Below are 22,327 nucleotides of genomic sequence, written 5' to 3'. Positions count from 1 at the left end.
CACTTTTCTTCCAGATTTCTCGCGATCGCAGAAGTTTTATCCATATTGGTTATATTTTACTGATGCGAAAGAGGATTTGCTCATCAATAGACGAAAACGGCGCTGAATCAGCGCCGTCAGGTATCGATAAATTGCCGCCAGAGATTAGCGCGCGGCGCGCTGCAATATGACGCTGGAAGGCTGACGCTGCAGGAAACGCATGCGCAGCATCATCATTACGGCAGCGGAGGTGAGGCCAATGATAAATCCGCACCAGAAGCCAGCAGGACCCATGCGCGGCACCACGATATCGGTCAGAGCCAGCAGATAGCCGCTCGGCAGCCCCAGAACCCAGTAGGCGGTAAAGGTAATAAAGAAGATGGAACGCGTATCTTTATAACCGCGCAGGATGCCGCTGCCGATCACCTGTATGGAGTCAGAGATCTGGTAGATCGCCGCGAGCAGCATCAGCTGGGACGCCAGCGCGACAACCTCAGGATTATCGTTATACAACAGGGCGATTTGCTCACGCATCAGAATGGTGAAAACCGCCGTAATCACGGCCATACACACTCCAACCCCGACGCCGGTTCTGGCCGACGTTTGCGCCTCCAGCGTCGAGCCTTGCCCGAGACGGAAACCGACGCGAATGGTCACCGCCGCCGCCAGGGAGAGCGGTAATACGAACATCAGCGAGCTGAAGTTTAGGGCAATCTGGTGCCCGGCCACGTCGACAATGCCCAGCGGTGAGACCAGCAGCGCGACTACGGCAAACAGGGTCACTTCGAAAAACAGCGCCAGCGCAATCGGCAGGCCCAGCTGCACCAGACGCTGGATAACGGCGAAATCCGGTTTGCTGAAGCGCTCAGCGTTATGAATATCGCGCATCGAACGCGCGCGGCGAACCCAGGAGAGCATGCAGAAAAACATCACCCAGTACACCGAAGCCGTCGCCACGCCGCAGCCGATCCCGCCGAGCTCAGGCATGCCAAAGTGACCGTAGATAAAGATGTAGTTCACCGGAATGTTGACCAGCAGACCGATAAACCCCATTACCATGCCCGGCTTGGTTTTTGCCAGGCCTTCACACTGGTTACGCGCTACCTGGAAGAACAGATAGCCGGGCGCGCCCCACAGCAGAGCCCGCAGGTAGCCGACCGCCTTCTCCGCCATCGCCGGGTCGATGTTATGCATGGAGCTGATGATGTAGCCGGCGTTCCACAGTACCACCATGACCAGGATCGAGACGAAGCCCGCCAGCCAGAACCCCTGGCGTACCTGGTGGGCGATGCGGTCGCGACGGCCGGAACCATTCAGTTGAGCAATAACGGGCGTCAGGGCCAGCAGCAGGCCGTGGCCGAAGAGGATTGCCGGCAGCCAGATGGAGGTACCGATGGCGACGGCCGCCATATCGGTGGCGCTATAGCCGCCCGCCATGACGGTATCGACGAAGCCCATGGCGGTTTGGGCGACCTGGGCGAGTATAACGGGTATAGCCAGTGCTAATAACTGACGCGCTTCAATAAAATACTTCTGCACGTAAACACCTTTATATTGTTGTTATTGGAGGACTAAAAAAGCCGCCATCAGGGGCAGCAAGAAGAAAAAGCAGAGGGATTTGCCAGACTATTGTAGCGAGGATTAGCCATTTAGCCAGTGAAAAAATCGCACAACACGTTGTGCGCTGGCAACCTGTTTTGCCACCTGTTATTGTTCGTGTCATAGCCTAAAACGGTCTTGATACCGTTACGAATTCATACAGGAGCAAAATATGTTTACCGGTATTGTGCAGGGGACCGCCAGAGTGGTGGCCATTGATGAAAAACCCAACTTTCGCACCCACGTCGTGGCGCTGCCTGAGCATATGCTTGCGGGGCTCGAAACCGGGGCTTCGGTAGCTCATAACGGCTGTTGTTTAACCGTCACCGATATCGATGGCGCGCGAGTGAGTTTTGACCTGATGAAAGAGACCTTGCGCATCACCAATCTGGGCGCGCTGCGCGAGGGCGACAGCGTTAACGTCGAGCGGGCGGCAAAATTCAGCGATGAAATTGGCGGCCACCTGATGTCAGGCCATATTATGACCACCGCGGAAGTGGTTAAAATTCTGACGTCGGAAAATAATCGCCAAATCTGGTTTAAGGTTCAGGACCCGGCGCTGATGAAATATATCCTTTATAAAGGCTATATCGGCGTCGATGGTATTAGCCTCACGGTAGGGGAAGTGACGCCCACCCGGTTTTGCGTGCATTTGATCCCGGAAACGCTGCAGCGCACCACCCTTGGCGTGAAAAAGCTGGGGGACCGGGTAAATATTGAGATCGATCCGCAGACTCAGGCCGTTATCGATACCGTTGAGCGCGTTCTGGCGGCAAAAGAAGCAGCAGCGGCCCTGAAAAACGCGGCCGAATAATAAATTCCCCCGCCGAAGCGGGGGAATTTTTAGCGGGCTACGCGCAGACCGTGTTCGGCACCGCGAGAAAAAACCACCTGCCAGAGCTGAATATCGCGCGCGCGGAAAGCGCCGGCGCAGGCATTCAGGTAATAGCTAAACATGCGTTTGAAGCGCTCCGAATAATTGTCGGCAATTTCCGGCCAGCTATTCAGAAAGCGCTCATACCAGGCCATTAGCGTGGTGTCGTAGTCGGCACCGAAATTATGCCAGTCTTCCATAACAAAATGCGGCTCGCTGGCTTCGGCAATCTGGCGTACTGAGGGCAGACAGCCGTTAGGGAAGATATATTTATCGATCCACGGGTCGACGTTATGGTCGGTTTTTTTCGAGCCGATAGTATGCAGCAGGAAGCGGCCTTCGGGTTTCAAATTCCGGTCGACCACGTCGAAGTAGGTGGCGTAATTTTTCGGCCCGACATGTTCAAACATGCCGACTGAGACGATACGGTCAAAGCTCTCTTGCAGGTCGCGGTAATCCTGCAGCAGGATAGTAACGTCAAGACCTGCGCAGCGCTGCTGGGCCATTTTTTGCTGCTCAGCTGAAATCGTGACGCCCACAACGCTGACCTGGTAATTTTTGGCCATATAGTAGGCCAGTCCACCCCAGCCGCAGCCGATATCCAGCACCCGCATCCCCGGCTCAAGCTGAAGTTTACGGCAGATGAGATCTAATTTTGCCTGCTGTGCGTCTTCCAGATTATGCGCATCCTTCCAGTAAGCGCAGGAATACTGCATATAGGGATCGAGCATGCGGCTGAACAGATCGTTGCCTAAATCGTAATGCTCTTTCCCGACAATCCAGGACCGTTTTTTACTTTGCAGATTGAATAAGCGTGCAGTGGCGATACGCAGGGTATCTTTGAAATGATGGGGAAGCTGATTTTCCAGACCGGCGCGTAATACTTTATGGAAAAATATATCCAGCCGCTCGCAATCCCACCAGCCGTCCATATAGCTCTCGCCTAAACCCAGCGACCCTTCCTGCAAAACGCGTTTAAAAAAATGAGGATTTTTAATCCGCAAATCGGAGGGCGCAGGACCATTAATTTCAATGCCCGCACGGCTTAATAATTCAGCTGCGATTCGGTACCAGTCATCATTTGGTACACTTACTTCTTCTATACACGATGAACTCATAGCTTCTCCATCACGCCCAAGTGATCAGAACCTTAAAACAGCGTAGACGCTTTTTTGGCTTTGTGAGAAATCTCACGGATAATCCGTAAGGCTGCTATCCGACGTAGAACAGAGGAAGGGAGATAACCCTTGCCGAAAGGCCTTCCATGGTAAAACGGGATGCATCCTGCTCCCGTTAAAAATCAACTAATCTTTCTATTTATGTGATGCCGGATCCAGTATAGGCCGCTAAAAACAGGCTTTCAACAAAAATATCTTAGCAAGCTAACTACTGGATCTGGCAACTATCAGCAGAATACCTTAAGCATGTGACGATTCTGTTTCCAGATGCGCGGCCTTATGCTGCATGCGGTAGCCGATTCCGGCCAGCACGATGGAGACCAGCATCACGCTGGTGGTCGTTAGCAGCGGAGTGGCGATCAGCGTGGAGACCAGCAGGCTGGTCAAGAAACAGAGGCCAAGCTGCAGGGTGTTTTGCAACGCCGCGGCGCGGCCTGTCGCCTCAGGGAAGGGCTTCAGCGCCTGGGCGACGACGATAGGATAGATACCGCCATTCACCACTGCCATGGCGCAGAACGGAATCATTAATCCCACCAGGGTTGCATTTTCCCGCAGGCCAACCAGCCAGGTGGCGGCCACGCTGACGGCGAAGATCGCCAGCAGCCACGGCAGAATTTGCTGGCCCTGCCATTTTTGCAGCGCCGCCCGGCAGCCGTAGCCACCTACCAGAAACGCGATGGTTTGCGGAACATAGCTCAGGCCGATAACGGTCGGGCCGTAGCCCATCTCGTGAAGGATAAACGGCGACCCCGTCAGCCAGGCAAAGAAGCTGGCGGAACAGGCGGCGTAGATCAGCACGTTGCCGCTATATTCCCGCGAACGCAGCAGGGCGAGGAACGTAAGCTTCTGCTGGGCGCTGACGATCCTTTTTTTCGCCGCCTTCAGGCGCAGGGCTGGCAGCATTAACAGCAGGGTAATGGCGAACAGAGCGGCAAAAATAGCCTGCCATTCAAAATGAACCAGTAACCAGCTGCCGAGCAGCGGCGCCAGCGCAGGCGATAATCCCACCAGGGGCATAATGGCGGCGAAAATGCGGTTGGTTTTTTGGGCAGGATAATAATCGGTCACCATGGCCTGCCAGGTCACCGCGGCGGCGCAAACCCCCAGAGCCTGGATAAAACGCAGCGCCAGCATCAGCGTAGCATCGCGGACCCAAAGCATGCCCAGACAGCCGATGGCAAAGATGGCCAGTCCGCTCAACAGCACCGGTTTACGGCCGTAACGATCGGAGATGGGCCCCCAGAAAAGCTGGCCCAGCGCAAAGCCCGCGAGAAACAGACTCAGGCTGGCGCTGATCGACGCCGCTGAGGTATGCAGATCTTGCTGCATGGCCGCAAAAGCCGGCAGGTACATATCGGTGGCCAGAAAGCCCAGAACGCTGAGTCCGGCCAGCCAGACTAAAAATCCTTTCCCAGGTTGTTGCATATCATTCTCTTTTTAGTGATGCAGGTACGATGGCGCAGAGTGTAGGGAGTGCATTCAGGCTTGTGAAACGCTAATATTTGTCAGGTGAATTCAAAAATTTTGCAGGCAGAAAATGTGGTCTGAATACTCGCTTGAAGTTGTCGATGCTGTCGCCCGCAACGGCAGCTTTAGCGCCGCTGCGCAGGAATTGCACCGCGTCCCTTCGGCCGTCAGCTATACAGTGCGTCAGCTGGAAGAGTGGCTGGCGGTGCCGCTATTTGAACGCCGCCATCGGGATGTCGAGCTAACCCCTGCCGGCGTTTGGTTTTTGCAGGAAGGGCGATCTGTTATCAAAAAAATGCAGATCACCCGCCAGCAGTGTCAGCAGATAGCCAACGGCTGGCGCGGACAGCTCTCTATCGCGGTGGATAATATCGTTAAGCCAACGCGTATGCGGCAGATGATCGTTGATTTCTATCGTCACTTTGATGACGTTGAGCTGATTGTTTTTCAGGAGGTGTTCAACGGCGTCTGGGATGCGCTGGCCGACGGTCGCGTGGAGCTGGCGATCGGCGCAACGCGCTCAATTCCGGTCGGGGGCCGCTACGCCTTTCGGGATATGGGAATGCTGAGCTGGGACTGCGTCGTCGCAAGCCACCATCCGCTGGCCAAAATGACGGGACCTTTAAGCGATGACGTCCTGCGCAACTGGCCATCGCTGGTCAGAGAGGATACCTCACGCTCGCTGCCGAAGCGGACCACCTGGCTGCTCGATAACCAGAAGAGGGTGGTTGTGCCGGACTGGGATGCCTCTGAAACCTGTCTCTCCGCGGGGCTGTGCGTCGGGATGGTGCCCGGGCATTTAGCAAAGCCGTGGCTCGATAGCGGTGAATGGACGGCGCTGGAGCTGGAGAACCCATTCCCGGATGCTGCCTGCTGTCTGACGTGGCAACAAAGCGATGCCTCTCCGGCCCTGTTATGGCTGCTGGATTATCTTGGCGATAGCGAAACGCTGAATCGGGAGTGGCTGCGGGCGCCGGAATAACCGACGCCGCAGGAAAGGTTAACGGCGGTAATCGACAAACGGGCCGTCGGCCACAGAGCGGCGCTCGACCAGACGCGGATGGACTTCAATCGACTGCGAGACTTCGCGCTTATTGACGATGCGATCCAGCAGCATATTAAAGGCCGCTTCGCCCAGAGAGTCTTTAGGCTGATGGATGGTGGTCAGCGCCGGGCTGAAGTAGCGGGCGTTGCGCACGTTATCATAACCGATCAGCGAAATATCCTGCGGCACGCGCAGCCCCATTTCATCCGCCGCACAAATGGCGCCCATGGCCATAATATCGCCGCCGCAGAAAATAGCCGTCGGGCGAGGATGCTGGTTGAGAATTTGCTGCATGGCGCGATAGCCGGACTCCGGTTCAAAATCGCCCTGGACAATCCAGTTTTCCGGAACGCCGATCTGCGCTTCTTCCATGGCTTTCATAAAGCCTGCCAGCCGGCCCGCACCGGTGTTACGCTCCAGTGGGCCTGGGATCACGCCGATATCGCGGTGGCCGCGTTCAACCAGGTAGCGTCCGGCAATATAGCCGCCTTCGAAGGCGTTATCGACGACCGAATCAGTAAAGTCGGCTTTTGCCTCGCCCCAGTCCATGACCACCATCGGGATGTGGCGATACTCTTCCAGCATGCTTAAAACTGATTCCGGATACTCGGAGCACATCACCAGCAGGCCATCAACGCGCTTCTGCGCCATCATTGACAGATAGGCGCGCTGTTTCTCCGGGTCGTTCCAGGCGTTGCCGAGGATAAGGGTATAGCCCTTCTGGAAGCAGTTTTTCTCGACTGCTTCGATAATCTCGGCGAAATAAGCCGCTTCGCTGCTGGTCGCCAGCAGACCAATAGACTTGGTGTGATTGACCTTCAGGCTGCGAGCAACGGCGCTGGGGGAGTAATGCAGCTCCTTAATGGCCGCCCATACCGCATTGCGCGTCTCTTCCGCTACGAATCGGGTTTTGTTAATTACATGTGATACTGTTGTAGTGGAAACGTTTGCGCGTTTCGCTACATCTTTAATAGTTGCCATTACTTCTCACTCCAGACCTTGACCTGATCGTCTGTTTATCGGTACGTAAACGATTGCCTGTACACACCCTGGCGCCAAAATGGATCATGGCATCACGTCGGGAAAACGACACAGAACGACAGGAAGGGGTCAATGGCCGATACGCTTTCAAATTAGCGTGGGATTTTGTCCGATCTTGGGGCAAAGGGGAAGAGCAAAAATGTGCATCACTCTAAATCTCGGAAGATTTTTACGCTATTCTGTGTAAAAATGAGCAAGCTCACTTTTCATGTGGGGATAATCAGGGGGAAAAATTGATGGATACAAATTTAAAGTTTTCGCTGACGACAACGATTATTGTTCTGGGTTTGATTGTTGCCGCAGGTTTGACTGCAGTACTGCATTGATTCTTTACTGAGAGGGAGGGGCCGCTCTCCCTTTACCCCCCCGCCTATTATTATCAATTTCGCAAAAATCTTTTGCCATTTCGTTTACTTTTGTTTTTCTGTGATTGATGTCATGCTTTTGACTTCTGAATAAGATGCCGTCGCTGAAGGCGGCCTGATGGAGTTCCTGCATGAAAATCAACTTTCCCCTGCTCGCGCTGGCGATCGGCGCCTTTGGTATCGGCACGACCGAGTTCTCCCCGATGGGACTATTACCGGTTATTGCTAAAGGCATGGATGTGTCCATTCCGGCGGCGGGAATGCTCATTAGCGCTTATGCCATCGGCGTGATGGTCGGTGCGCCGTTAATGACTCTACTGCTCTCCCACCGCGCGCGCAGAAATGCGCTAATCTTTCTGATGGCCATTTTTACCCTCGGTAATGTGCTCTCTTCAATTGCCCCGGATTACACTACGCTGCTGCTGTCGCGCATTATTACCAGCCTCAACCACGGCGCCTTCTTCGGTCTCGGCTCGGTGGTGGCGGCGAGCGTGGTGCCTAAACATAAGCAGGCCAGCGCGGTAGCAACGATGTTTATGGGGCTGACGATCGCCAATATCGGCGGTGTTCCTGCGGCAACCTGGCTGGGCGAAACTATCGGCTGGCGAATGTCGTTCCTGGCAACGGCGGGGCTGGGCGTTGTAGCGATGATCGGCCTGTGGTTGTCGCTACCGAAGGGCAGCGCCGGCGAACGTCCGGACGTGAAGCAGGAACTTGCGGTGCTGATGCGTCCGCAGGTGCTGTCGGCGCTATTGACCACCGTGTTGGGCGCCGGGGCGATGTTCACGCTTTATACCTATATCTCCCCGGTTCTGCATACCATCACCCACGCTTCACCGCTGTTTGTGACCGCCATGCTGGTGCTGATTGGCGTCGGTTTCTCGCTGGGTAACTATCTCGGCGGTAAGTTTGCCGACCGTTCCGTTACCGCAACGCTGAAGGGCTTTCTTCTGCTGCTGATGGTCATTATGCTGGCGATCCCGCTGCTGGCTCAGTCGCAGGTGGGAGCGGCGATAAGTATGGTTGTCTGGGGGGCGGCGACGTTTGCGGTGGTACCGCCTTTGCAGATGCGCGTGATGCGCGTCGCTCATGAGGCGCCGGGGCTGTCTTCATCGGTTAATATCGGGGCCTTCAATCTTGGTAACGCGCTGGGCGCGGCGGCGGGCGGCGCGGTTATATCCGGCGGCCTGGGCTATGCGTTCGTACCGGTGATGGGAGCGATTATCGCGGGCGTAGCGCTACTGCTGGTGCTGTTCAGCGGGCGGGCGCAACCGGAAGAGGCGTTTGCTAACCATTAAGTTCACGTGAAGTGAAATAATAACCGCAGAAGCAGCAATGCTTCTGCGGTTGGCTTTTATGCTGCCAGATTAGCGGCAACAAACTTCCAGTTTACCAGCGCCCAGAAGTGTTCCAGATAGTTCGGACGGGCGTTACGGTAGTCGATGTAATACGCATGTTCCCAGACATCCACGGTCAGCAGCGGGGTGGCGTCGCTGGTCAGCGGCGTACCGGCGTTGCTGGTAGAGACGATGGCCAGGCTACCGTCGGCATTTTTCACCAGCCAGGTCCAGCCTGCGCCGAAATTTTTTGCCGCCGCGTCGGTGAATTTGGCCTTGAAATCCGCGAAGCTGCCGAAAGATTTAGCGATAGCCGCCGCCAGTTCGCCTTCCGGTTCGCCACCGGCGTTTGGCGCCAGGCAGTTCCAGTAGAAGGTGTGGTTCCAGACCTGCGCGGCGTTGTTAAAGACGCCGCCATCGGAAGAACGCACGATCTCTTCCAGGGTTTTGCCTTCAAACGCGGTGCCTTTGATCAGGTTGTTAAGGTTAGTCACATAGGCCTGGTGGTGCTTACCGTAGTGGTATTCCAGGGTTTCCGCTGAAATGTGCGGCGCCAGGGCGTCTTTTGCATATGGTAATGCAGGTAATTCGAACGACATTGCTACTCTCCTTTTTATCGTTATACCCTTCATAATCCCAGCGGCATCTGTGTTGACTACCTGCACTTACCCCGGTCATGTACTGTTGTTCGCTCCCGGGATGCGCTGAGCTGCCGCAAGACTCGACTTATGCCTCGCCCCTTTGGGGCCTGCGCAAGCGCGGTTCAAAACGGCAGGGCGTTCTGTGATGCTGCTGCAATTATTCTGGGTCTGGTGCGCGCAATAACCCTGTATTGCGCAAGGTAATAGTAGCAAATTAAAAGATGTGGCAAAAGAGAGAGTTACCCTGTCGCCGCAGCGACAAGGCACATTTAGCGAATGGTTTTCGGCGTCATAACGCGACGCGCGCCGACGTAGTGGCGTACCCAGTAATCGTCGCTTAAAGAGGTAATCTGTATATCGCGACCGGTGCGCGGAGACTGGATAAACTTGCCGTTGCCGACGTATACCCCGACGTGATCTGCCGTCCCGCGCCCGCGGGTGCGGAAGAAGACGAGATCCCCGCTTTGCAGCTCGCCGCGATCCACTGGACGAGCGTCGCGCAGGTGATACATCTCATTGGCAGTGCGCGGAATATGAATTTTAACCAGGTCTTTATAGGCGTAATAGACCAGACCACTGCAATCAAATCCGGTGCGCGGAGAGGTCCCGCCCCAGCGATAAGGTTTGCCAATCTGATCCATCAACTTTGACATCGCGGTGCTTTGCGCTTTTTGTACCCGCGCTTTATGCGCATCGGCGATAGTCAGCTGCGGCTCGTCGGCAATGGGTTTGCAGCGGGTTTTATAGCCTTTACGCACCACGCACTTTTTCTGCAGGCTCGCCGCGGCCAGCTTGCTTTCCGCAATCGACCTTGTCGAGCTGGCGCACAGCTTTTTGTAGCCCTTGCGCAGGACGCATTTTTTGGTGGCGCTGGCGGTCTGGCGTGAAGCGGTTGTTTTGCTGCGGCTGGCGGTCGGTGTTTTTTTGCTGGAGGTTTTGGCGGTGGTTTTGCTTTTGGAACTGGCTGCTTTTTTCTTACGCTCTGCGGTAGTGCCTTTAGCCGGATGCGCTTTGGGCGTGGCCGAAGCGTGCGTATGCCCGGAGGCATGCGCCAGCGGCGTAAGTGAAATAGATGTGAAAAGTAATGCACAGAGCGAAATCGCGATTTTGTTAAGACGCGCCACTGAGCAATCCCCTGATTAAATTACAGACATATACCTATGCCTGACGATGAATGACAAAACGCATCGATTCTAAAGCATAAAATCGTGGAAAGTTAATACTCTTTTGTATCTAAAGTCTCGTTTGGTTAACATTTGCAAAAAAATGCGTCTCCCGGCGGGCTCGCCGCATGAAAAACGCGCAATGCGTTGCTGCGTATAGCAATAAAATGATATTTTTGAGGCAACTTTTGCCTACAGAAGATAAAATGTGGCAAGTGAAAAAAATGTTATTATCGGTCCTGCGTTCAGGGCGCTACAATGACAAATTACTGCCGTAGAGAAGTTTAAGGAAGCACGACAATGAGCACGACTTTAGAAAAAATCCAACGTCAAATCGCTGAAAACCCGATCCTGCTGTATATGAAAGGGTCTCCGAAGCTGCCAAGCTGCGGTTTCTCCGCTCAGGCCGTTCAGGCGCTCTCTGCCTGTGGCGAACGTTTTGCCTACGTCGATATCCTGCAAAACCCGGACATCCGCGCGGAGCTGCCTAAATACGCTAACTGGCCAACCTTCCCGCAGCTGTGGGTAGACGGTGAGCTGGTCGGCGGCTGTGACATCGTGATTGAAATGTATCAGCGCGGCGAACTGCAGCAGCTGATCAAAGAAACGGCCGCTAAGTACAAAACTGACGAGCCGAAAGCAGAGTAATTTTGCTTTAAATAAAAAAGCGACTTCCCGTGAAGTCGCTTTTTTTTCATTTATTCTTCGGCCACGGGTAAGGGCCAGCCGCCAAGACGCTTCCAGCGGTTGACGATTTCGCAGAATAGCTGCGCCGTTTGTTCGGTATCGTAAAGCGCAGAGTGGGCCTGAGTCCCGTCAAATGCCATTCCGGCGGCGATACAGGCTTTCGACAATACCGTTTGGCCAAGCGCAAGACCGCTCAGGGCCGCGGTATCGAAGGTGACGAACGGATGGAATGGATTACGTTTCAGCCCCGCACGTTCTGCCGCCGCCATGGTAAAGCTATGGTCGAATGTGGCGTTATGCGCGACCATAATAGCGCGGCTGCAGTCGCTCTCTTTCATGCCCTTGCGGATCATTTTAAAAATCGCGTGCAGCGCATCGTATTCGCTCACCGCGCCGCGCTCGGGATCGTTGGGGTTAATACCGTTAAAAGCCAGAGCTTCGGGCTGCAGGTTTGCGCCCTCAAAAGGTTCAACATGAAAATGCAGCGTTTCGTCCGGCATGAGCCAGCCTTCTTCGTCCATTTTCAGCGTAATAGCGGCGATCTCCAGCAGGGCGTCGGTTTTGGCATTAAATCCGGCGGTCTCAACATCAATTACCACTGGATAAAAACCGCGAAAACGGTCGCACAGACCATTCAGTTGAGCGTTCTCGGACATCAGATTCTCTTAGCTGGAAAAAAGTAGCGCGCATTATGGCAAATTTTGCCGCGGCTTGCAGCAGGAAGGGGATAAAACAGCGGGCACCGCGGGCGCCCGCAGCAGATTAGTTGCCGAGGCCTTTTCCGGCGTCTTTCTCTTCAATCAGCTCGATTTTATAACCATCCGGATCTTCGACGAAGGCGATGACCGTCGTACCGCCTTTAACCGGGCCGGCTTCACGGGTCACGTTGCCGCCGTTCTGACGAATACGTTCGCAGGCTTCCGCCGCGTTTTCAACGCTCAGCGCAATATGACCATACGCGTTACCGAGATCGTACTTATCCACGCCCCAGTTGTAGGTCAGCTCAATCACGGCGGTATCGCTTTCTTCGCCGTAACCCACGAATGCCAGCGAGTATTTATATTCAGTGTTTTCGCTGGTGCGCAGCAGTTTCATGCCCAGCACGTTGGTGTAAAACTCAATAGAACGTTGCAGGTCGCCAACGCGCAGCATGGTGTGAAGTAAGCGCATAATGTCCCCTATGCAGTTTATTTTGATACATCAGAGCGTTGAGTATAGCGGCGATAACCCGCCGCTATCAATGGAGGGATTACAGGGTAGGGTAATCGGTATAACCTTCCGCGCCGCCGCCGTAGAAGCTTTCCGGCCGCTGTGGGTTCAGAGCGGCCTTTTTCTGCAGGCGCGCCACCAGGTCCGGGTTAGCAATGTAGTCGCGACCAAAGGCCACGGCATCGATCAGCCCTTTACCGATCAGATCGTTGGCCTTTTCAACCGTGTAGGCGCCCGCGCCGATAATAGCGCCCGGGAAACGGTCGCGCACTTTCTGGCGGAACTCATCGCTGTACGGTTGGCCGCCAGCCCAGTCCGGTTCGGACATGTGCAGGTAGGCAATACCGCGTTTCGCCAGCTCTTCGATCAGATAGAGCGCATCGGCTTCTTCATTCGGGCCATTATCGACGTTCTGGAAACTGCCGATGGGCGAGACGCGAATACCGATACGGTCGGCGCTCCACTCTTTACTCACCGCATCAACCACTTCCAGCACCAGGCGAGCGCGATTTTCCACGCTGCCGCCGTACTGGTCAGTACGATGGTTGGCAGAAGGGGAAAGGAACTGGTGCAGCAGGTAACCGTGGGCGGAGTGCAGTTCGACAAGATCGAATCCGGCATCGCGGGCGTTACCTACCGCCTGACGGAAATCATCAACGATCCCTGGGATCTCGTGGGTTTCGAGCGCGCGCGGCATTGAGGTGTCAACGCGAATGGCATGGCCGTTTTCGTCGCGCAGCGAAGTCCGGGTGCCCGCGCTGATGGCCGATGGCGCAACCGGGGCGGCGCCGCCGGGCTGGATGCTGCTGTGCGAAATACGCCCGGTATGCCACAGCTGGACGGCAATACGCCCGTTTTCAGCGTGGACGCCGGCGGTGATCTTTTTCCATGCGGCAATCTGTTCCGGACTGTGCAGCCCTGGCGCACCCGCGTAGCCTTTAGCCTGAGCGGAAATCTGGGTCGCTTCGGAAATAATCAGGCCGGAGCTGGCGCGCTGGCGGTAGTATTCGCCCATCAGCGGGGTGGGAATATCCCCCGGCTCAATACTGCGCAGACGCGTTAGCGGAGCCATAAACACGCGATTCGGCACGGTTACCGCACCTACTTTCAACGGGGTAAACAACTTTGATTCTGACATAATGACTCCTGAGTAGACCGGTCGTCTTGAAACGGGTTAAATAAAAACGCCTGTTATAGGGCAGGCGCAGCAATAATTTTTTTAGCGTGGGCCAGGGCGCTTTCCAGCGGCGTTGCGCTGTGCGTAATCTTGGCCTGCAGATTCGCCCCCAGCCACAGAGAGTAAAGCACCTGTGAGAGCGTTAATGCGTCACCATCAAAGGTCAGGCTACCTTCCTGACGACCTTGCTCCAGCGCATCGCCCAGCAGGGTAATGATCTGACTGGCCCCTTTATCCATCGCGGTGCGCATATCTTCCGACAGATCGCAGACCTCTGCCGACAGCTTCACCGTCAGGCAGCCGCTAATGATGCCCTGCTGGCAAAACTGGGTCAGCGTATGCTGATAATAGGCCAAAAGGCGGTCGCGATAGTTTCCCTCGCCGTGGGCAAAATGCTCAACCAGGCGCTGAAGATATCCGGCGTAGTGATGGTCGAGCAGCGCTACGCCAAAGGCTTCTTTAGAGCGAAAATAGTGATAGAAAGAACCTTTCGGCACTTCCGCTGTTTTTAGCAGTTCACTCAGCCCCATACCGGTAAAACCCCGATGCATACAAAGCTGCTCGCCGGTGGCCAGGATATGTTCGCGGGTATTGCATTCACTGTGTTTGTTCATGGCGCTCACTGTAATAGACCGATTGGTCTAATGCAAGCCATAATTAAAAATGCTGCCTGGCGCAGAGGGCGACGAACAAAATTTGCGTACGGCGGATGAAACGTCTTCAATAAAGACAGAGATGAGCGGCTGGAGAGGCGAAGTGGCTGAACAACTGGAGTTCTTCCCGGTACAGAGTCCCTGCCGGGGGATTTGTCAGTCTGATGAACGCGGCTACTGCCGGGGGTGCATGCGTAGCCGCGATGAGCGTTTCAACTGGCAGAAAATGAGCGATGCGCAAAAGCAGGATGTTCTGCGTCTGTGTCGCCAGCGGCTGCTGCGTAAATTACGCGCAGCTAAGCAGGATAGTGCGGAAGAACCGCAGCAACCCTCACTGTTTTAAGCAAAAAATTGCGTATACTCAGGACACTTTTTTATTGAGGAAGCTGTTATGGTTCAGCGTATTGCTATGGCTCCCCAGGGGCCGGAATTCTCTCGTTTCGTGATGGGCTACTGGCGTCTGATGGACTGGAATATGTCCGCTCAGGCGCTGGTGGGCTTTGTGGAGCAACACCTGGATCTGGGCATCACCACCATCGATCATGCCGACATTTACGGCGACTATCGCTGTGAGGCGGCGTTTGGCGAAGCGTTAAAGCTGGCGCCCCATCTGCGCAACCGGATGGAGATCGTCACCAAATGCGGAATTGCCACGAAAGCGCGGGCAGAAAATACCATCGGCCACTATATTACCGACCGCGACCATATTGTGCTGAGCGCGGAGCAGTCGCTGGGTAATCTGGCGACCGACCATCTGGACCTGCTGCTGATTCATCGCCCGGACCCGCTGATGGATGCTGACGAAGTGGCTGAGGCCTTCCTGGCTTTACATCATAGCGGCAAGGTTCGCCACTTCGGCGTGTCGAACTTTACCCCCGCCCAGTTTACCCTGCTGCAGTCGCGCCTGCCGTTTACCCTGGCGACTAATCAGGTGGAAATTTCCCCGGTTCACCAGCCGCTGCTGCTTGACGGTACGCTCGATCAGCTTCAGCAGCTGCGCATCCGACCGATGGCCTGGTCCTGCCTCGGCGGCGGCCGTTTGTTTAACGACGAAAGCTTCCAGCCGCTGCGCGTTGAGCTGGCCCGCGTCGCTCAGGAGCTCAATGCGGAAAGCATTGAGCAGGTGGTGTATGCCTGGATCCTGCGTCTGCCGTCGCAGCCGCTGCCAATTATCGGTTCAGGAAAAATTGAGCGCGTGCGCTCGGCGGTTGTCGCTGAAAAGCTAAATATGAGCCGTCAGCAGTGGTTCCGCATTCGCAAAGCGGCCTTAGGCTACGACGTTCCGTAAACACCGACACCTCAGCAATGGCCTACACTGAATAGTGATAGAGCCATTGAGGAGGTGTTATGCAACGATGTATTCTCGCCATACTTACCCTGGCCGCCTGTGCGGGCGCGCAGGCGGCCAGCGAAAGCGTCGATATCAATCTTGTGACCAGCCAGAGCGTTGGTCAGGCCATCGGTAGCGTGAAAATTAGTGAAACCGCGAAAGGTCTCGAGTTTACTCCGGACCTGAAAGCGCTGCCTCCCGGCGAGCACGGCTTCCATATTCACGCCAACGGTAGCTGCCAGCCGGCCATCAAAGAAGGTAAAGCCGTCGCCGCTGGCGCAGCCGGCGGACATTACGATCCGCAAAACACCGGAAAGCATGAAGGTCCTGACGGCGCCGGTCATCTCGGCGATCTGCCGTTCCTGGTGGTTAATAACGACGGAAAAGCCACCCAGCCGGTGGTCGCGCCGCGTTTAAAAACCCTCGATGAAGTGAAAGGCAAGGCGCTGATGATTCACGTGGGGGGCGATAATATGTCCGACAGCCCGCAGCCTCTCGGCGGTGGCGGCGAGCGCTTCGCCTGCGGCGTCATCAAGTAGTCCTTTCCGTCAACGTTCCTGCGATCGGCGCCTGTTCCAGCTGAGACAGGGCGCACCAGAGTCGCCAGATAACCGCCGCCAGCTCTCTGGCGGCGGGCTGGTGGTGGCGATTAAGCGCGTCGCAGATGCGCTGCAGTTCCTGCAGCGTTGAAGCGAGAGGGCGCTGCTGAACGCCGCGCTCGCTCATCACGTCACGCAGCAGGCTAATGCACAGATCGCGCACCTGCGAGAGCGGGTCGGAGCGCGTTTCCCAGTCGCGTAGTTGCCACACCACGTGGGAACAATTGAGTAACACGACGCCCCAGCGCAGCAGCCAGCGGCGCGCCAGCGCATCCTGACTGTTGCTAAGCTGGCTAATGTGATGATAAACCAGCGACTCAAATTCATGTTCACTATGCTGCGGACGACGGCTCAATTGGTCGACAAAGTGACGCCGTAACGCACGGATGTGCCGACGGCTTTTACGCGCGTCTGAACCTGGACTGATAATGGCGAAAGCCAGCCAGGCAAGTCCTACCCCAATGATTTTTCCCAGATTATCATTAAGAAACGAAGCGTAGTCGTACACCGGCGGGTTGGTGACCGAAATAAATGAGCCCATAAAAACGATCAACTGCCCCCAAAGTCCGGCGAGCTTTGGCATCTGCTGTTTGAGCAACTGCATGGTGGTCAGCAGGGGAAACAGAAATAGCAAAAACTGCCATAAATCGGTTATCTGCACCATCAGGCCAAATTTCACGACAAAGCTAAAGAGCGAAAGCAGGATCAGGGTACGCATTAAAAGCGTTAATGATTTAAACGGTGAGGGTGAAACCGAATAGAGCACGCAGCAGATAGCCGCCAGGGTAAGCGCTGCAGCGCAGGCCTGCCACTGGGTGCTTATACCCCATGCGCCGACCATCACCAGCGCGCAAAAAGCGCGAACCCCGTTCCAGAGAGCTTCGGCCTGATCGGTATGGCGGGCCAGCGCGGGTGCGGAAGGTACGTTGAATTCGGTGATCGCGGTGGCGTTTTCGATGCGCCTGAGCCAGCGGCTGCTCTCCAGATACAGGCGACAAAAATAGCGCAGGCGCTTCCAGAAGGCGATGTGTCGGTAGTCGGCATCGGCGGGCGGCGCAAGCGGCGCGATAATGCGGGCAACGCTGTAAGCATCGGCGTTTGAAAGCGCTAACTCGCTGAGCAAAGACTCCAGAATCTCGCGAGTACGAGCGGGCGCGGCGGGCCAGTTAAGCAGCATCCGCCGCAGGCTCGAAATGACGCTGGTCATTCGTAGCTGCTGATGTAGCAGGTAGTTGAGCAGCGGATTTTGCCGGCGAAAGCGATAGTGGCTCCAGAAGGCCTGAATGCGCAGCAGATTCATGGTCAGGATTTGCCCAATCACGCTCTCGTGCGCGGCCCGGATAGCATCGGTTGTTTCCGGGACCCACAGCAGACTGGCGTGTTCCAGCAGGCGGGCATGCATATTTTTTAGCGCGCTCAGTAGCGTGGTGCCGTCGGAGGTACTCGGTAAAATCATCATCATTAGCCCGCCGCACAATATACCGACGATAACCTCGCAGACGCGCGACTGGGCGATAGTCCACAGTTCGTTAGCATCGGTAATATTGATAACCGGGAAAGCGATAATCGCGCAGGTGTAGCCCGCAAGCTGGAATGCATAGGCGACGTTATTGGTGAACATCGCGCAGGCCCAGGTACAGAGGGCTATCCACGCCGAAATACTAAAAAGAAATAGCCACGGATCGTTGAGCGTATGGCCGGCCAGCAGCAGCGCTGCGCAGGCGCCGAGCAGGCTGCCGGCAATACGGCCAAAGCTTTTGCTGATCACGCCGCCGACGGTGGGAAAGCTGACTACCGCGGCGGAAGTCATCGCCCAGTAGGGTTCGTCAAGATTCAGCCAGTAGGCGACGCTCAGCGCCAGGCACATGGCAATCCCGTTACGCAGGGCATAGCGCCACTGCGGACGGCTGGCCTTAATCCAGGGAAGAGAGCGCCACGTCAGGGCCTGTAGCTTCATTACTGTGGGCCAATGGCAACGGTGCAGGTGGTACCGGAGACCAACGTGATATCCGGCGGCAGATGGTCAAACTCAATGCGCACCGGCACGCGCTGGGCAAGGCGTACCCAGGGAATATTCGGTTTAATATTCGCTACCAGACCACTTCCGCTCTCTACGCTCTGATCGACAATAGCGCGTCCGATACTGCCTACGTGACCCTGTAACTTTTGTTTGCTGCTATAGAGGACGATCTGCGCGCTATCGCCGGGACGGATATTACGCAGTTTCGTTTCTTCAAAATAACCGATCACGTAAAAGGAGTGGCTGTCGACGAGGGCAAAAAGCGGATGGCCTACGGTTGCGTAGTCGCCAATGCGGGTCGAAAGGTTCGTTACCCAGCCGTCAACCGGAGCCTTGATTTCGGTCTGCGCGAGCTGCCATTGGGCATGATCGAGGGTGGCCAGGGCGGCTCCCACAACGGCCTTAGCCGCTGCCAGGTTGGTATTAGCGGTATTAAGCGCAGTATTGGCGTTTTCTAAATCTTCTGCGGAGATGAAATTCTCGGAGAGATGGCGTCGGCGAGCGGCATCGCTGGCGGCTTTTTTCTGTTCAGCCTGCGCGCGGGCAACTTCAGCTCGAGCCTTGTCGAGCTGGGCCTGGGCGTTGAGCAGCGCAATTTTATAAGGCGTATCATCAATTCTGAACAGCACTTCACCGGCCTTAACCAGCTGGTTATCGCGTACGTTGAGCTGCAGGATGCTCCCGGACACCTGCGGCGTGACGCCTACCTGCTCGGCCCGGACTTTCCCGTCGCGGGTCCACGGGGACTGCGTGTAGTAATTCCAGACCAGCCAGGCGGCAATAATGGCCAGCGCGGCGACCAGCAGCGTGGATAAATATTTTAGTTTCTTCATGTAATGAACATTACCAGATAGTCAGTAAAACCAGCGCCAGACAAACGGAGAGCGCAAAGAAGGAGAGATCCATAAGCAGGGGGTGCCAGATTTCACCTGCGTACATCCAGTCCCGCAGCTGACGATGAACGACCAACCAGATAAAGAAGCCCAGCAGAACGGCTTTAAAGACAGGAGGAAAATAGACCGAAGCGCCGAACACCAGGTCCTGGAGCGGCAATCCGGTAGTGTTAAGACTCAGTTTCACAAGCAAAAATCCTTTGCCGTTTCAGGATGAATGTTCAGGTTATGCGATTATTCACATTGTAAATCATTGTTCTGATTTTAGTGAATCAGGTAATTCATTTGTTTTGGTAATTTAAATGCTGCACACTATTCTAAAATCAGTATAATAACTTAGCAAGCTAATTATAAGGAGATGAAATTGGAATCGCCACTTGGTTCTGATCTGGCACGTTTGGTACGCGTCTGGCGCGCGCTAATCGACCATCGCCTGAAACCTCTGGAGTTAACGCAGACGCACTGGGTCACGCTGCATAACATTCACCAGCTGCCGCCTGAACAGTCGCAGATTCAGCTGGCGAAAGCCATTGGTATTGAGCAGCCTTCGCTGGTTCGCACGCTCGACCAGCTGGAGGAGAAGGGGCTTATTTCTCGCCAGACCTGTGCAAACGATCGGCGGGCAAAACGTATCAAGCTTACCGAAAAAGCCGAACCCCTGATCAACGAAATGGAAGAGGTTATCGGCAAAACGCGTGATGAGATTCTGGCCGGCGTTTCTAAAGAAGAGGTGGAAACGCTGCTCAACTTGATTCGTAAACTTGAACACAACATCCTCGATCTCCAGGCAAAAGATTGACCTTAACGAGGCCTTGAATCTTCTCAAGGCCTCTTTTTTATTTACGCCTGCCAGACGACTACGCGATTACGCCCGGTGTTTTTCGCTTCGTACATGGCGGTATCAGCGCGCTTGACGCACTCCTCCGCCGCAACATGCGCATCCTGAGTGGTGAAAACGCCCATACTGATGGTCATTCTTTCCGGTAAACCTTCATGCTGTTCACTGACGGACAGGCGGATGCGTTCGGCAATGGCCAGCGCTTCGTTGGCGCCGATGTTGACCAGCAGCAGGGCAAACTCTTCCCCGCCGATACGCGCGGCAATGTCCTCCTGGCGCACGTTATTCTGCAACACGCTGGCAGCAAACTGAATGACCTTATCTCCCTGCACGTGGCCGTACGTGTCGTTGATGCGCTTAAAGCGGTCAAGATCGCAGACAATGACCGATAGCGGCTGTGATGCAGAGACTTTTGTTAATCGTTGATTCAGGGTGTCGTAGAAATAGCTGCGGTTATACAGCCGGGTCAGGGGATCGCGAATAGAATTCTGGTACGAGCGAACGTACCTTTCGTTTGACTCCCGGTAGAGGATAAAAACATCCACAAGCAGAACTAAAATCAAAAACAGAGTGCTCAGCGTTTCAAAGAGCCGCGCCTGGTTCCAGGAATGAGCGTTACCGTTGACCGTGGAGAGCAGAACCAGCAGCGTAAATATATAGGCGGTACAAAAAAAGGCGCCGCTGTACCAGAATATATTGCGTAGCCGGGTCAGGCTAATAAGTAAAATCAGCGTAAATGACCATGTACCAATTAATACCCAGCCAACCCGGTTATGCCATAACGGCGTAAAGGTATAGGTCAGATTATCAATGAATTCAATGCTCAGTAATGGTGAGTTGCTGGAATGAATCCACGACAATATGAGCGTTGCGGCGATCAAAATAAAACAACCCAGCAGTACCAGACCGTGAATTTTTCCTGAATGAGTGGTACGGTGGCGAAGCCGATATAAAACGATCGAAGTTATAAATAAAACGGCCATCATGACGTTGCGGAAAAAATAAAAAATTAGCGCGTCATTCTGGTTGATGACGCGACCCTGGGCACATACCAGCCAGTCCGGGTAGCTGCCTATGGTCCCGAGCATCAACAGGGCCGAACAGGCAAAAGCGAAGGCTATTGGCGCCAGGTAAAGCTGCTTTTTATCGCACAGATATTTCATGCCCATAAAACAGGCAATCATAATATGGAAACCCATCAGTGAAATAGTCAATACAGGAAACAGCATTGATGAAGTTGTAGAGATACGATGAATTAATGAGCCGGTAACGAAATTAATCGTAGCAATAGAAAAACCGCATACGACAGCGTAAAGAAATAGCCTGTCAGGCAAGCGTTTGAGATTAATAAACATAGTCAACATCCCTGAATAAAAGGGCAAAGGTAAAACGACGTCACTGTCGTAAATGTTTTGCGTAATACAGGATGCAGATTACTTGATAGCGGAGGGGAGAATATTGAGCAGGCGCAAGTTGTGGATGGGAGGCGGAAAAATATAAATATATTTGTAGTGTTTATTTATTATGATAAATGATACGTATTTTATATAAATGAGCGGCCCGCAAGGGCCGCAGGGAAAAGATTTAGCGCGGGGATACGGTAACCTGGCTGCCGCTGCCGGCGATAGCCACGCGTTGTCCGACGGAGAACGGCGTGCTGCCTTGTTTCTGTACCACCATGATGGTGTTGCCATCATCTTTGCGAATTTCCAGCTCAACGCCCTGGGTTTTGTTCATTGCGCCCTGGACGCCCTGACCGGCTACGCCGCCCGCGACAGCGCCTGCTGCGGTTGCCAGAGAGCGACCCGTGCCGCCGCCGATGGTGTTACCCAGGAAACCACCGAGCACCGCGCCGCCAATGGCGCCGATAGCATTGCTTTCATCTCCGCCCTGAATCTGAACCGCGCGGGTATGCACAATGGTGCCGTAGGTCACACTTTGGACCTGTTTGGCTTCGGATGCGGAGTAAACATCGCCGGACAGGCCGCTGTTGCTGACGCAACCTGCAAGCGTAAAACCAATCATCGAGACAGCCAAAACACGTAAAATCATTTATGAATCTCCTGTTCACAAGAAGCGTTCTGTTGAACTTCCTTGTAGCCAATTATATGGCATTTAAGCGTCTGCTGGCATAGCAGATACCGTGACTATACAAAAAATAATAATCAGAGTCGTCTCAACCTAAACTAAACATAAGTTCTTTACGCTAAGTACCATCGCGCTGCTTGTATT

24 protein-coding genes are annotated in these 22,327 nt (G+C 54.7%); 9 read left to right on the top strand and 15 right to left on the bottom strand.

Annotated elements, in window-relative coordinates; translation table 11 throughout:
* Positions 1–144 precede the first annotated feature (144 nt).
* A complete protein-coding gene (mdtK, locus tag IAE27_RS20665) occupies positions 145–1,518 on the bottom strand; it encodes an MdtK family multidrug efflux MATE transporter (protein ID WP_024274274.1) in 1,374 nt (457 codons plus the stop codon).
* Between the two features lie 232 nt (positions 1,519–1,750).
* On the opposite strand from mdtK, the gene IAE27_RS20660 reads away from it, so the two are divergent.
* Complete coding sequence (locus IAE27_RS20660; protein WP_200092830.1) at positions 1,751–2,392, top strand: riboflavin synthase subunit alpha; 642 nt, start codon at positions 1,751–1,753, stop codon at positions 2,390–2,392.
* 29 nt (positions 2,393–2,421) lie between these two features.
* Here IAE27_RS20660 and cfa read toward each other — a convergent pair whose 3' ends face one another.
* Both cfa and punC read right to left on the bottom strand, forming a co-directional pair.
* Positions 2,422–3,570, bottom strand: coding sequence for a cyclopropane fatty acyl phospholipid synthase (gene cfa / locus IAE27_RS20655; RefSeq protein ID WP_004102706.1), 1,149 nt, complete (start codon positions 3,568–3,570; stop codon positions 2,422–2,424).
* 300 nt (positions 3,571–3,870) lie between these two features.
* The gene (punC, locus tag IAE27_RS20650) at positions 3,871–5,055 is read right to left on the bottom strand and encodes a purine nucleoside transporter PunC (RefSeq protein WP_070555947.1); all 1,185 of its coding nucleotides are present in this window, start codon (positions 5,053–5,055) and stop codon (positions 3,871–3,873) included.
* A gap of 112 nt (positions 5,056–5,167) precedes the next feature.
* On the opposite strand from punC, the gene punR reads away from it, so the two are divergent.
* On the top strand, positions 5,168–6,079 hold the full coding sequence (punR, locus tag IAE27_RS20645) for a DNA-binding transcriptional activator PunR (protein ID WP_004102702.1): 912 nt from the start codon (positions 5,168–5,170) through the stop codon (positions 6,077–6,079).
* Between the two features lie 18 nt (positions 6,080–6,097).
* Here punR and purR read toward each other — a convergent pair whose 3' ends face one another.
* A complete protein-coding gene (purR, locus tag IAE27_RS20640) occupies positions 6,098–7,123 on the bottom strand; it encodes an HTH-type transcriptional repressor PurR (protein ID WP_004102700.1) in 1,026 nt (341 codons plus the stop codon).
* Between the two features lie 296 nt (positions 7,124–7,419).
* On the opposite strand from purR, the gene IAE27_RS20635 reads away from it, so the two are divergent.
* Together IAE27_RS20635 and IAE27_RS20630 are read left to right on the top strand one after the other, a co-directional pair.
* Positions 7,420–7,509: a YnhF family membrane protein gene (locus tag IAE27_RS20635; RefSeq protein WP_049082851.1), complete on the top strand. Its 90-nt coding sequence runs from the start codon at positions 7,420–7,422 to the stop codon at positions 7,507–7,509.
* A 170-nt stretch (positions 7,510–7,679) separates the two neighbouring features.
* Complete coding sequence (locus IAE27_RS20630; RefSeq protein ID WP_070555949.1) at positions 7,680–8,846, top strand: MFS transporter; 1,167 nt, start codon at positions 7,680–7,682, stop codon at positions 8,844–8,846.
* 56 nt (positions 8,847–8,902) lie between these two features.
* On the opposite strand, the gene sodB is transcribed toward IAE27_RS20630, so the two are convergent.
* Entirely contained in the window at positions 8,903–9,484 is a 582-nt protein-coding gene (gene sodB / locus IAE27_RS20625) for a superoxide dismutase [Fe] (RefSeq protein WP_004102696.1), read from the bottom strand.
* Between the two features lie 311 nt (positions 9,485–9,795).
* Positions 9,796–10,650 carry a C40 family peptidase gene (locus IAE27_RS20620; RefSeq protein WP_016810094.1) on the bottom strand — a complete coding sequence of 285 codons (855 nt, stop codon included), beginning with the start codon at positions 10,648–10,650 and terminating at the stop codon, positions 9,796–9,798.
* A 339-nt stretch (positions 10,651–10,989) separates the two neighbouring features.
* On the opposite strand from IAE27_RS20620, the gene grxD reads away from it, so the two are divergent.
* Positions 10,990–11,337 (top strand): monothiol glutaredoxin 4, encoded by a 348-nt coding sequence (gene grxD / locus IAE27_RS20615; protein ID WP_004102692.1) that lies wholly within the window; start codon positions 10,990–10,992, stop codon positions 11,335–11,337.
* A 50-nt stretch (positions 11,338–11,387) separates the two neighbouring features.
* Here grxD and rnt read toward each other — a convergent pair whose 3' ends face one another.
* The 4 genes from rnt to IAE27_RS20595 form a co-directional block, all read right to left on the bottom strand.
* Positions 11,388–12,032, bottom strand: a complete 645-nt coding sequence (gene rnt, locus IAE27_RS20610) for a ribonuclease T (protein ID WP_004102691.1) — start codon at positions 12,030–12,032, stop codon at positions 11,388–11,390.
* A gap of 106 nt (positions 12,033–12,138) precedes the next feature.
* Positions 12,139–12,546 (bottom strand): lactoylglutathione lyase, encoded by a 408-nt coding sequence (gloA, locus tag IAE27_RS20605; RefSeq protein ID WP_004102689.1) that lies wholly within the window; start codon positions 12,544–12,546, stop codon positions 12,139–12,141.
* Positions 12,547–12,625: 79 nt separating this feature from the next.
* Positions 12,626–13,723 carry an alkene reductase gene (locus IAE27_RS20600; RefSeq protein WP_004113448.1) on the bottom strand — a complete coding sequence of 366 codons (1,098 nt, stop codon included), beginning with the start codon at positions 13,721–13,723 and terminating at the stop codon, positions 12,626–12,628.
* A gap of 53 nt (positions 13,724–13,776) precedes the next feature.
* A complete protein-coding gene (locus tag IAE27_RS20595) occupies positions 13,777–14,376 on the bottom strand; it encodes a TetR/AcrR family transcriptional regulator (RefSeq protein WP_004113447.1) in 600 nt (199 codons plus the stop codon).
* Positions 14,377–14,497: 121 nt separating this feature from the next.
* Here IAE27_RS20595 and IAE27_RS20590 point away from each other — a divergent pair, with 121 nt between their 5' ends.
* The 3 genes from IAE27_RS20590 to sodC are packed head-to-tail and all read left to right on the top strand — an operon-like array spanning position 14,498 to position 16,284.
* Positions 14,498–14,758 carry a DUF1289 domain-containing protein gene (locus tag IAE27_RS20590; protein WP_153675721.1) on the top strand — a complete coding sequence of 87 codons (261 nt, stop codon included), beginning with the start codon at positions 14,498–14,500 and terminating at the stop codon, positions 14,756–14,758.
* 48 nt (positions 14,759–14,806) lie between these two features.
* Entirely contained in the window at positions 14,807–15,703 is an 897-nt protein-coding gene (locus tag IAE27_RS20585; RefSeq protein ID WP_200092828.1) for an aldo/keto reductase, read from the top strand.
* Positions 15,704–15,762: 59 nt separating this feature from the next.
* Entirely contained in the window at positions 15,763–16,284 is a 522-nt protein-coding gene (gene sodC, locus IAE27_RS20580) for a superoxide dismutase [Cu-Zn] SodC (RefSeq protein WP_004102674.1), read from the top strand.
* On the opposite strand, the gene IAE27_RS20575 is transcribed toward sodC, so the two are convergent.
* The 3 genes from IAE27_RS20575 to IAE27_RS20565 are packed head-to-tail and all read right to left on the bottom strand — an operon-like array spanning position 16,277 to position 19,444.
* On the bottom strand, positions 16,277–18,301 hold the full coding sequence (locus IAE27_RS20575; RefSeq protein WP_016810096.1) for an FUSC family protein: 2,025 nt from the start codon (positions 18,299–18,301) through the stop codon (positions 16,277–16,279). The genes sodC and IAE27_RS20575 overlap by 8 nt on opposite strands.
* Positions 18,301–19,197, bottom strand: a complete 897-nt coding sequence (locus IAE27_RS20570) for an HlyD family secretion protein (protein WP_017145745.1) — start codon at positions 19,195–19,197, stop codon at positions 18,301–18,303. Before IAE27_RS20570 ends, IAE27_RS20575 begins: the two co-directional genes overlap by 1 nt.
* A 10-nt stretch (positions 19,198–19,207) precedes the next feature.
* Complete coding sequence (locus IAE27_RS20565) at positions 19,208–19,444, bottom strand: DUF1656 domain-containing protein (protein WP_004102668.1); 237 nt, start codon at positions 19,442–19,444, stop codon at positions 19,208–19,210.
* Positions 19,445–19,615: 171 nt separating this feature from the next.
* On the opposite strand from IAE27_RS20565, the gene slyA reads away from it, so the two are divergent.
* The gene (slyA, locus tag IAE27_RS20560; RefSeq protein ID WP_016810099.1) at positions 19,616–20,056 is read left to right on the top strand and encodes a transcriptional regulator SlyA; all 441 of its coding nucleotides are present in this window, start codon (positions 19,616–19,618) and stop codon (positions 20,054–20,056) included.
* Positions 20,057–20,097: 41 nt separating this feature from the next.
* Here the strand turns inward: slyA and IAE27_RS20555 are convergent, their stop codons facing one another.
* Entirely contained in the window at positions 20,098–21,450 is a 1,353-nt protein-coding gene (locus tag IAE27_RS20555; RefSeq protein ID WP_070555957.1) for a GGDEF domain-containing protein, read from the bottom strand.
* A gap of 229 nt (positions 21,451–21,679) precedes the next feature.
* Complete coding sequence (gene slyB, locus IAE27_RS20550) at positions 21,680–22,147, bottom strand: outer membrane lipoprotein SlyB (protein ID WP_004102663.1); 468 nt, start codon at positions 22,145–22,147, stop codon at positions 21,680–21,682.
* Positions 22,148–22,327 lie beyond the last annotated feature (180 nt).

Source organism: Klebsiella sp. S69, from assembly GCF_016516145.1.
Taxonomy (GTDB): domain Bacteria; phylum Pseudomonadota; class Gammaproteobacteria; order Enterobacterales; family Enterobacteriaceae; genus Klebsiella; species Klebsiella oxytoca.
Note: the sequence above shows the minus strand (reverse complement) of the source record. Positions and strands in the feature narration are given on the sequence as shown.

Bases quoted from the DNA above. Each gene is read 5' to 3' on its own strand.
- IAE27_RS20585 (WP_200092828.1), top strand. From the start codon at position 14,807: ATGGTTCAGCGTATTGCTATGGCTCCCCAGGGGCCGGAATTCTCTCGT.
- IAE27_RS20570 (WP_017145745.1), bottom strand. From the start codon at position 19,197: ATGAAGAAACTAAAATATTTATCCACGCTGCTGGTCGCCGCGCTGGCC.
- sodB (WP_004102696.1), bottom strand. From the start codon at position 9,484: ATGTCGTTCGAATTACCTGCATTACCATATGCAAAAGACGCCCTGGCG.
- IAE27_RS20575 (WP_016810096.1), bottom strand. From the start codon at position 18,301: ATGAAGCTACAGGCCCTGACGTGGCGCTCTCTTCCCTGGATTAAGGCC.
- IAE27_RS20630 (WP_070555949.1), top strand. From the start codon at position 7,680: ATGAAAATCAACTTTCCCCTGCTCGCGCTGGCGATCGGCGCCTTTGGT.
- IAE27_RS20660 (WP_200092830.1), top strand. From the start codon at position 1,751: ATGTTTACCGGTATTGTGCAGGGGACCGCCAGAGTGGTGGCCATTGAT.
- IAE27_RS20555 (WP_070555957.1), bottom strand. From the start codon at position 21,450: ATGTTTATTAATCTCAAACGCTTGCCTGACAGGCTATTTCTTTACGCT.
- IAE27_RS20635 (WP_049082851.1), top strand. From the start codon at position 7,420: ATGGATACAAATTTAAAGTTTTCGCTGACGACAACGATTATTGTTCTG.
- purR (WP_004102700.1), bottom strand. From the start codon at position 7,123: ATGGCAACTATTAAAGATGTAGCGAAACGCGCAAACGTTTCCACTACA.
- punC (WP_070555947.1), bottom strand. From the start codon at position 5,055: ATGCAACAACCTGGGAAAGGATTTTTAGTCTGGCTGGCCGGACTCAGC.
- slyB (WP_004102663.1), bottom strand. From the start codon at position 22,147: ATGATTTTACGTGTTTTGGCTGTCTCGATGATTGGTTTTACGCTTGCA.
- gloA (WP_004102689.1), bottom strand. From the start codon at position 12,546: ATGCGCTTACTTCACACCATGCTGCGCGTTGGCGACCTGCAACGTTCT.
- grxD (WP_004102692.1), top strand. From the start codon at position 10,990: ATGAGCACGACTTTAGAAAAAATCCAACGTCAAATCGCTGAAAACCCG.
- punR (WP_004102702.1), top strand. From the start codon at position 5,168: ATGTGGTCTGAATACTCGCTTGAAGTTGTCGATGCTGTCGCCCGCAAC.
- IAE27_RS20590 (WP_153675721.1), top strand. From the start codon at position 14,498: ATGAGCGGCTGGAGAGGCGAAGTGGCTGAACAACTGGAGTTCTTCCCG.
- cfa (WP_004102706.1), bottom strand. From the start codon at position 3,570: ATGAGTTCATCGTGTATAGAAGAAGTAAGTGTACCAAATGATGACTGG.
- sodC (WP_004102674.1), top strand. From the start codon at position 15,763: ATGCAACGATGTATTCTCGCCATACTTACCCTGGCCGCCTGTGCGGGC.
- rnt (WP_004102691.1), bottom strand. From the start codon at position 12,032: ATGTCCGAGAACGCTCAACTGAATGGTCTGTGCGACCGTTTTCGCGGT.
- slyA (WP_016810099.1), top strand. From the start codon at position 19,616: ATGAAATTGGAATCGCCACTTGGTTCTGATCTGGCACGTTTGGTACGC.
- IAE27_RS20595 (WP_004113447.1), bottom strand. From the start codon at position 14,376: ATGAACAAACACAGTGAATGCAATACCCGCGAACATATCCTGGCCACC.
- IAE27_RS20600 (WP_004113448.1), bottom strand. From the start codon at position 13,723: ATGTCAGAATCAAAGTTGTTTACCCCGTTGAAAGTAGGTGCGGTAACC.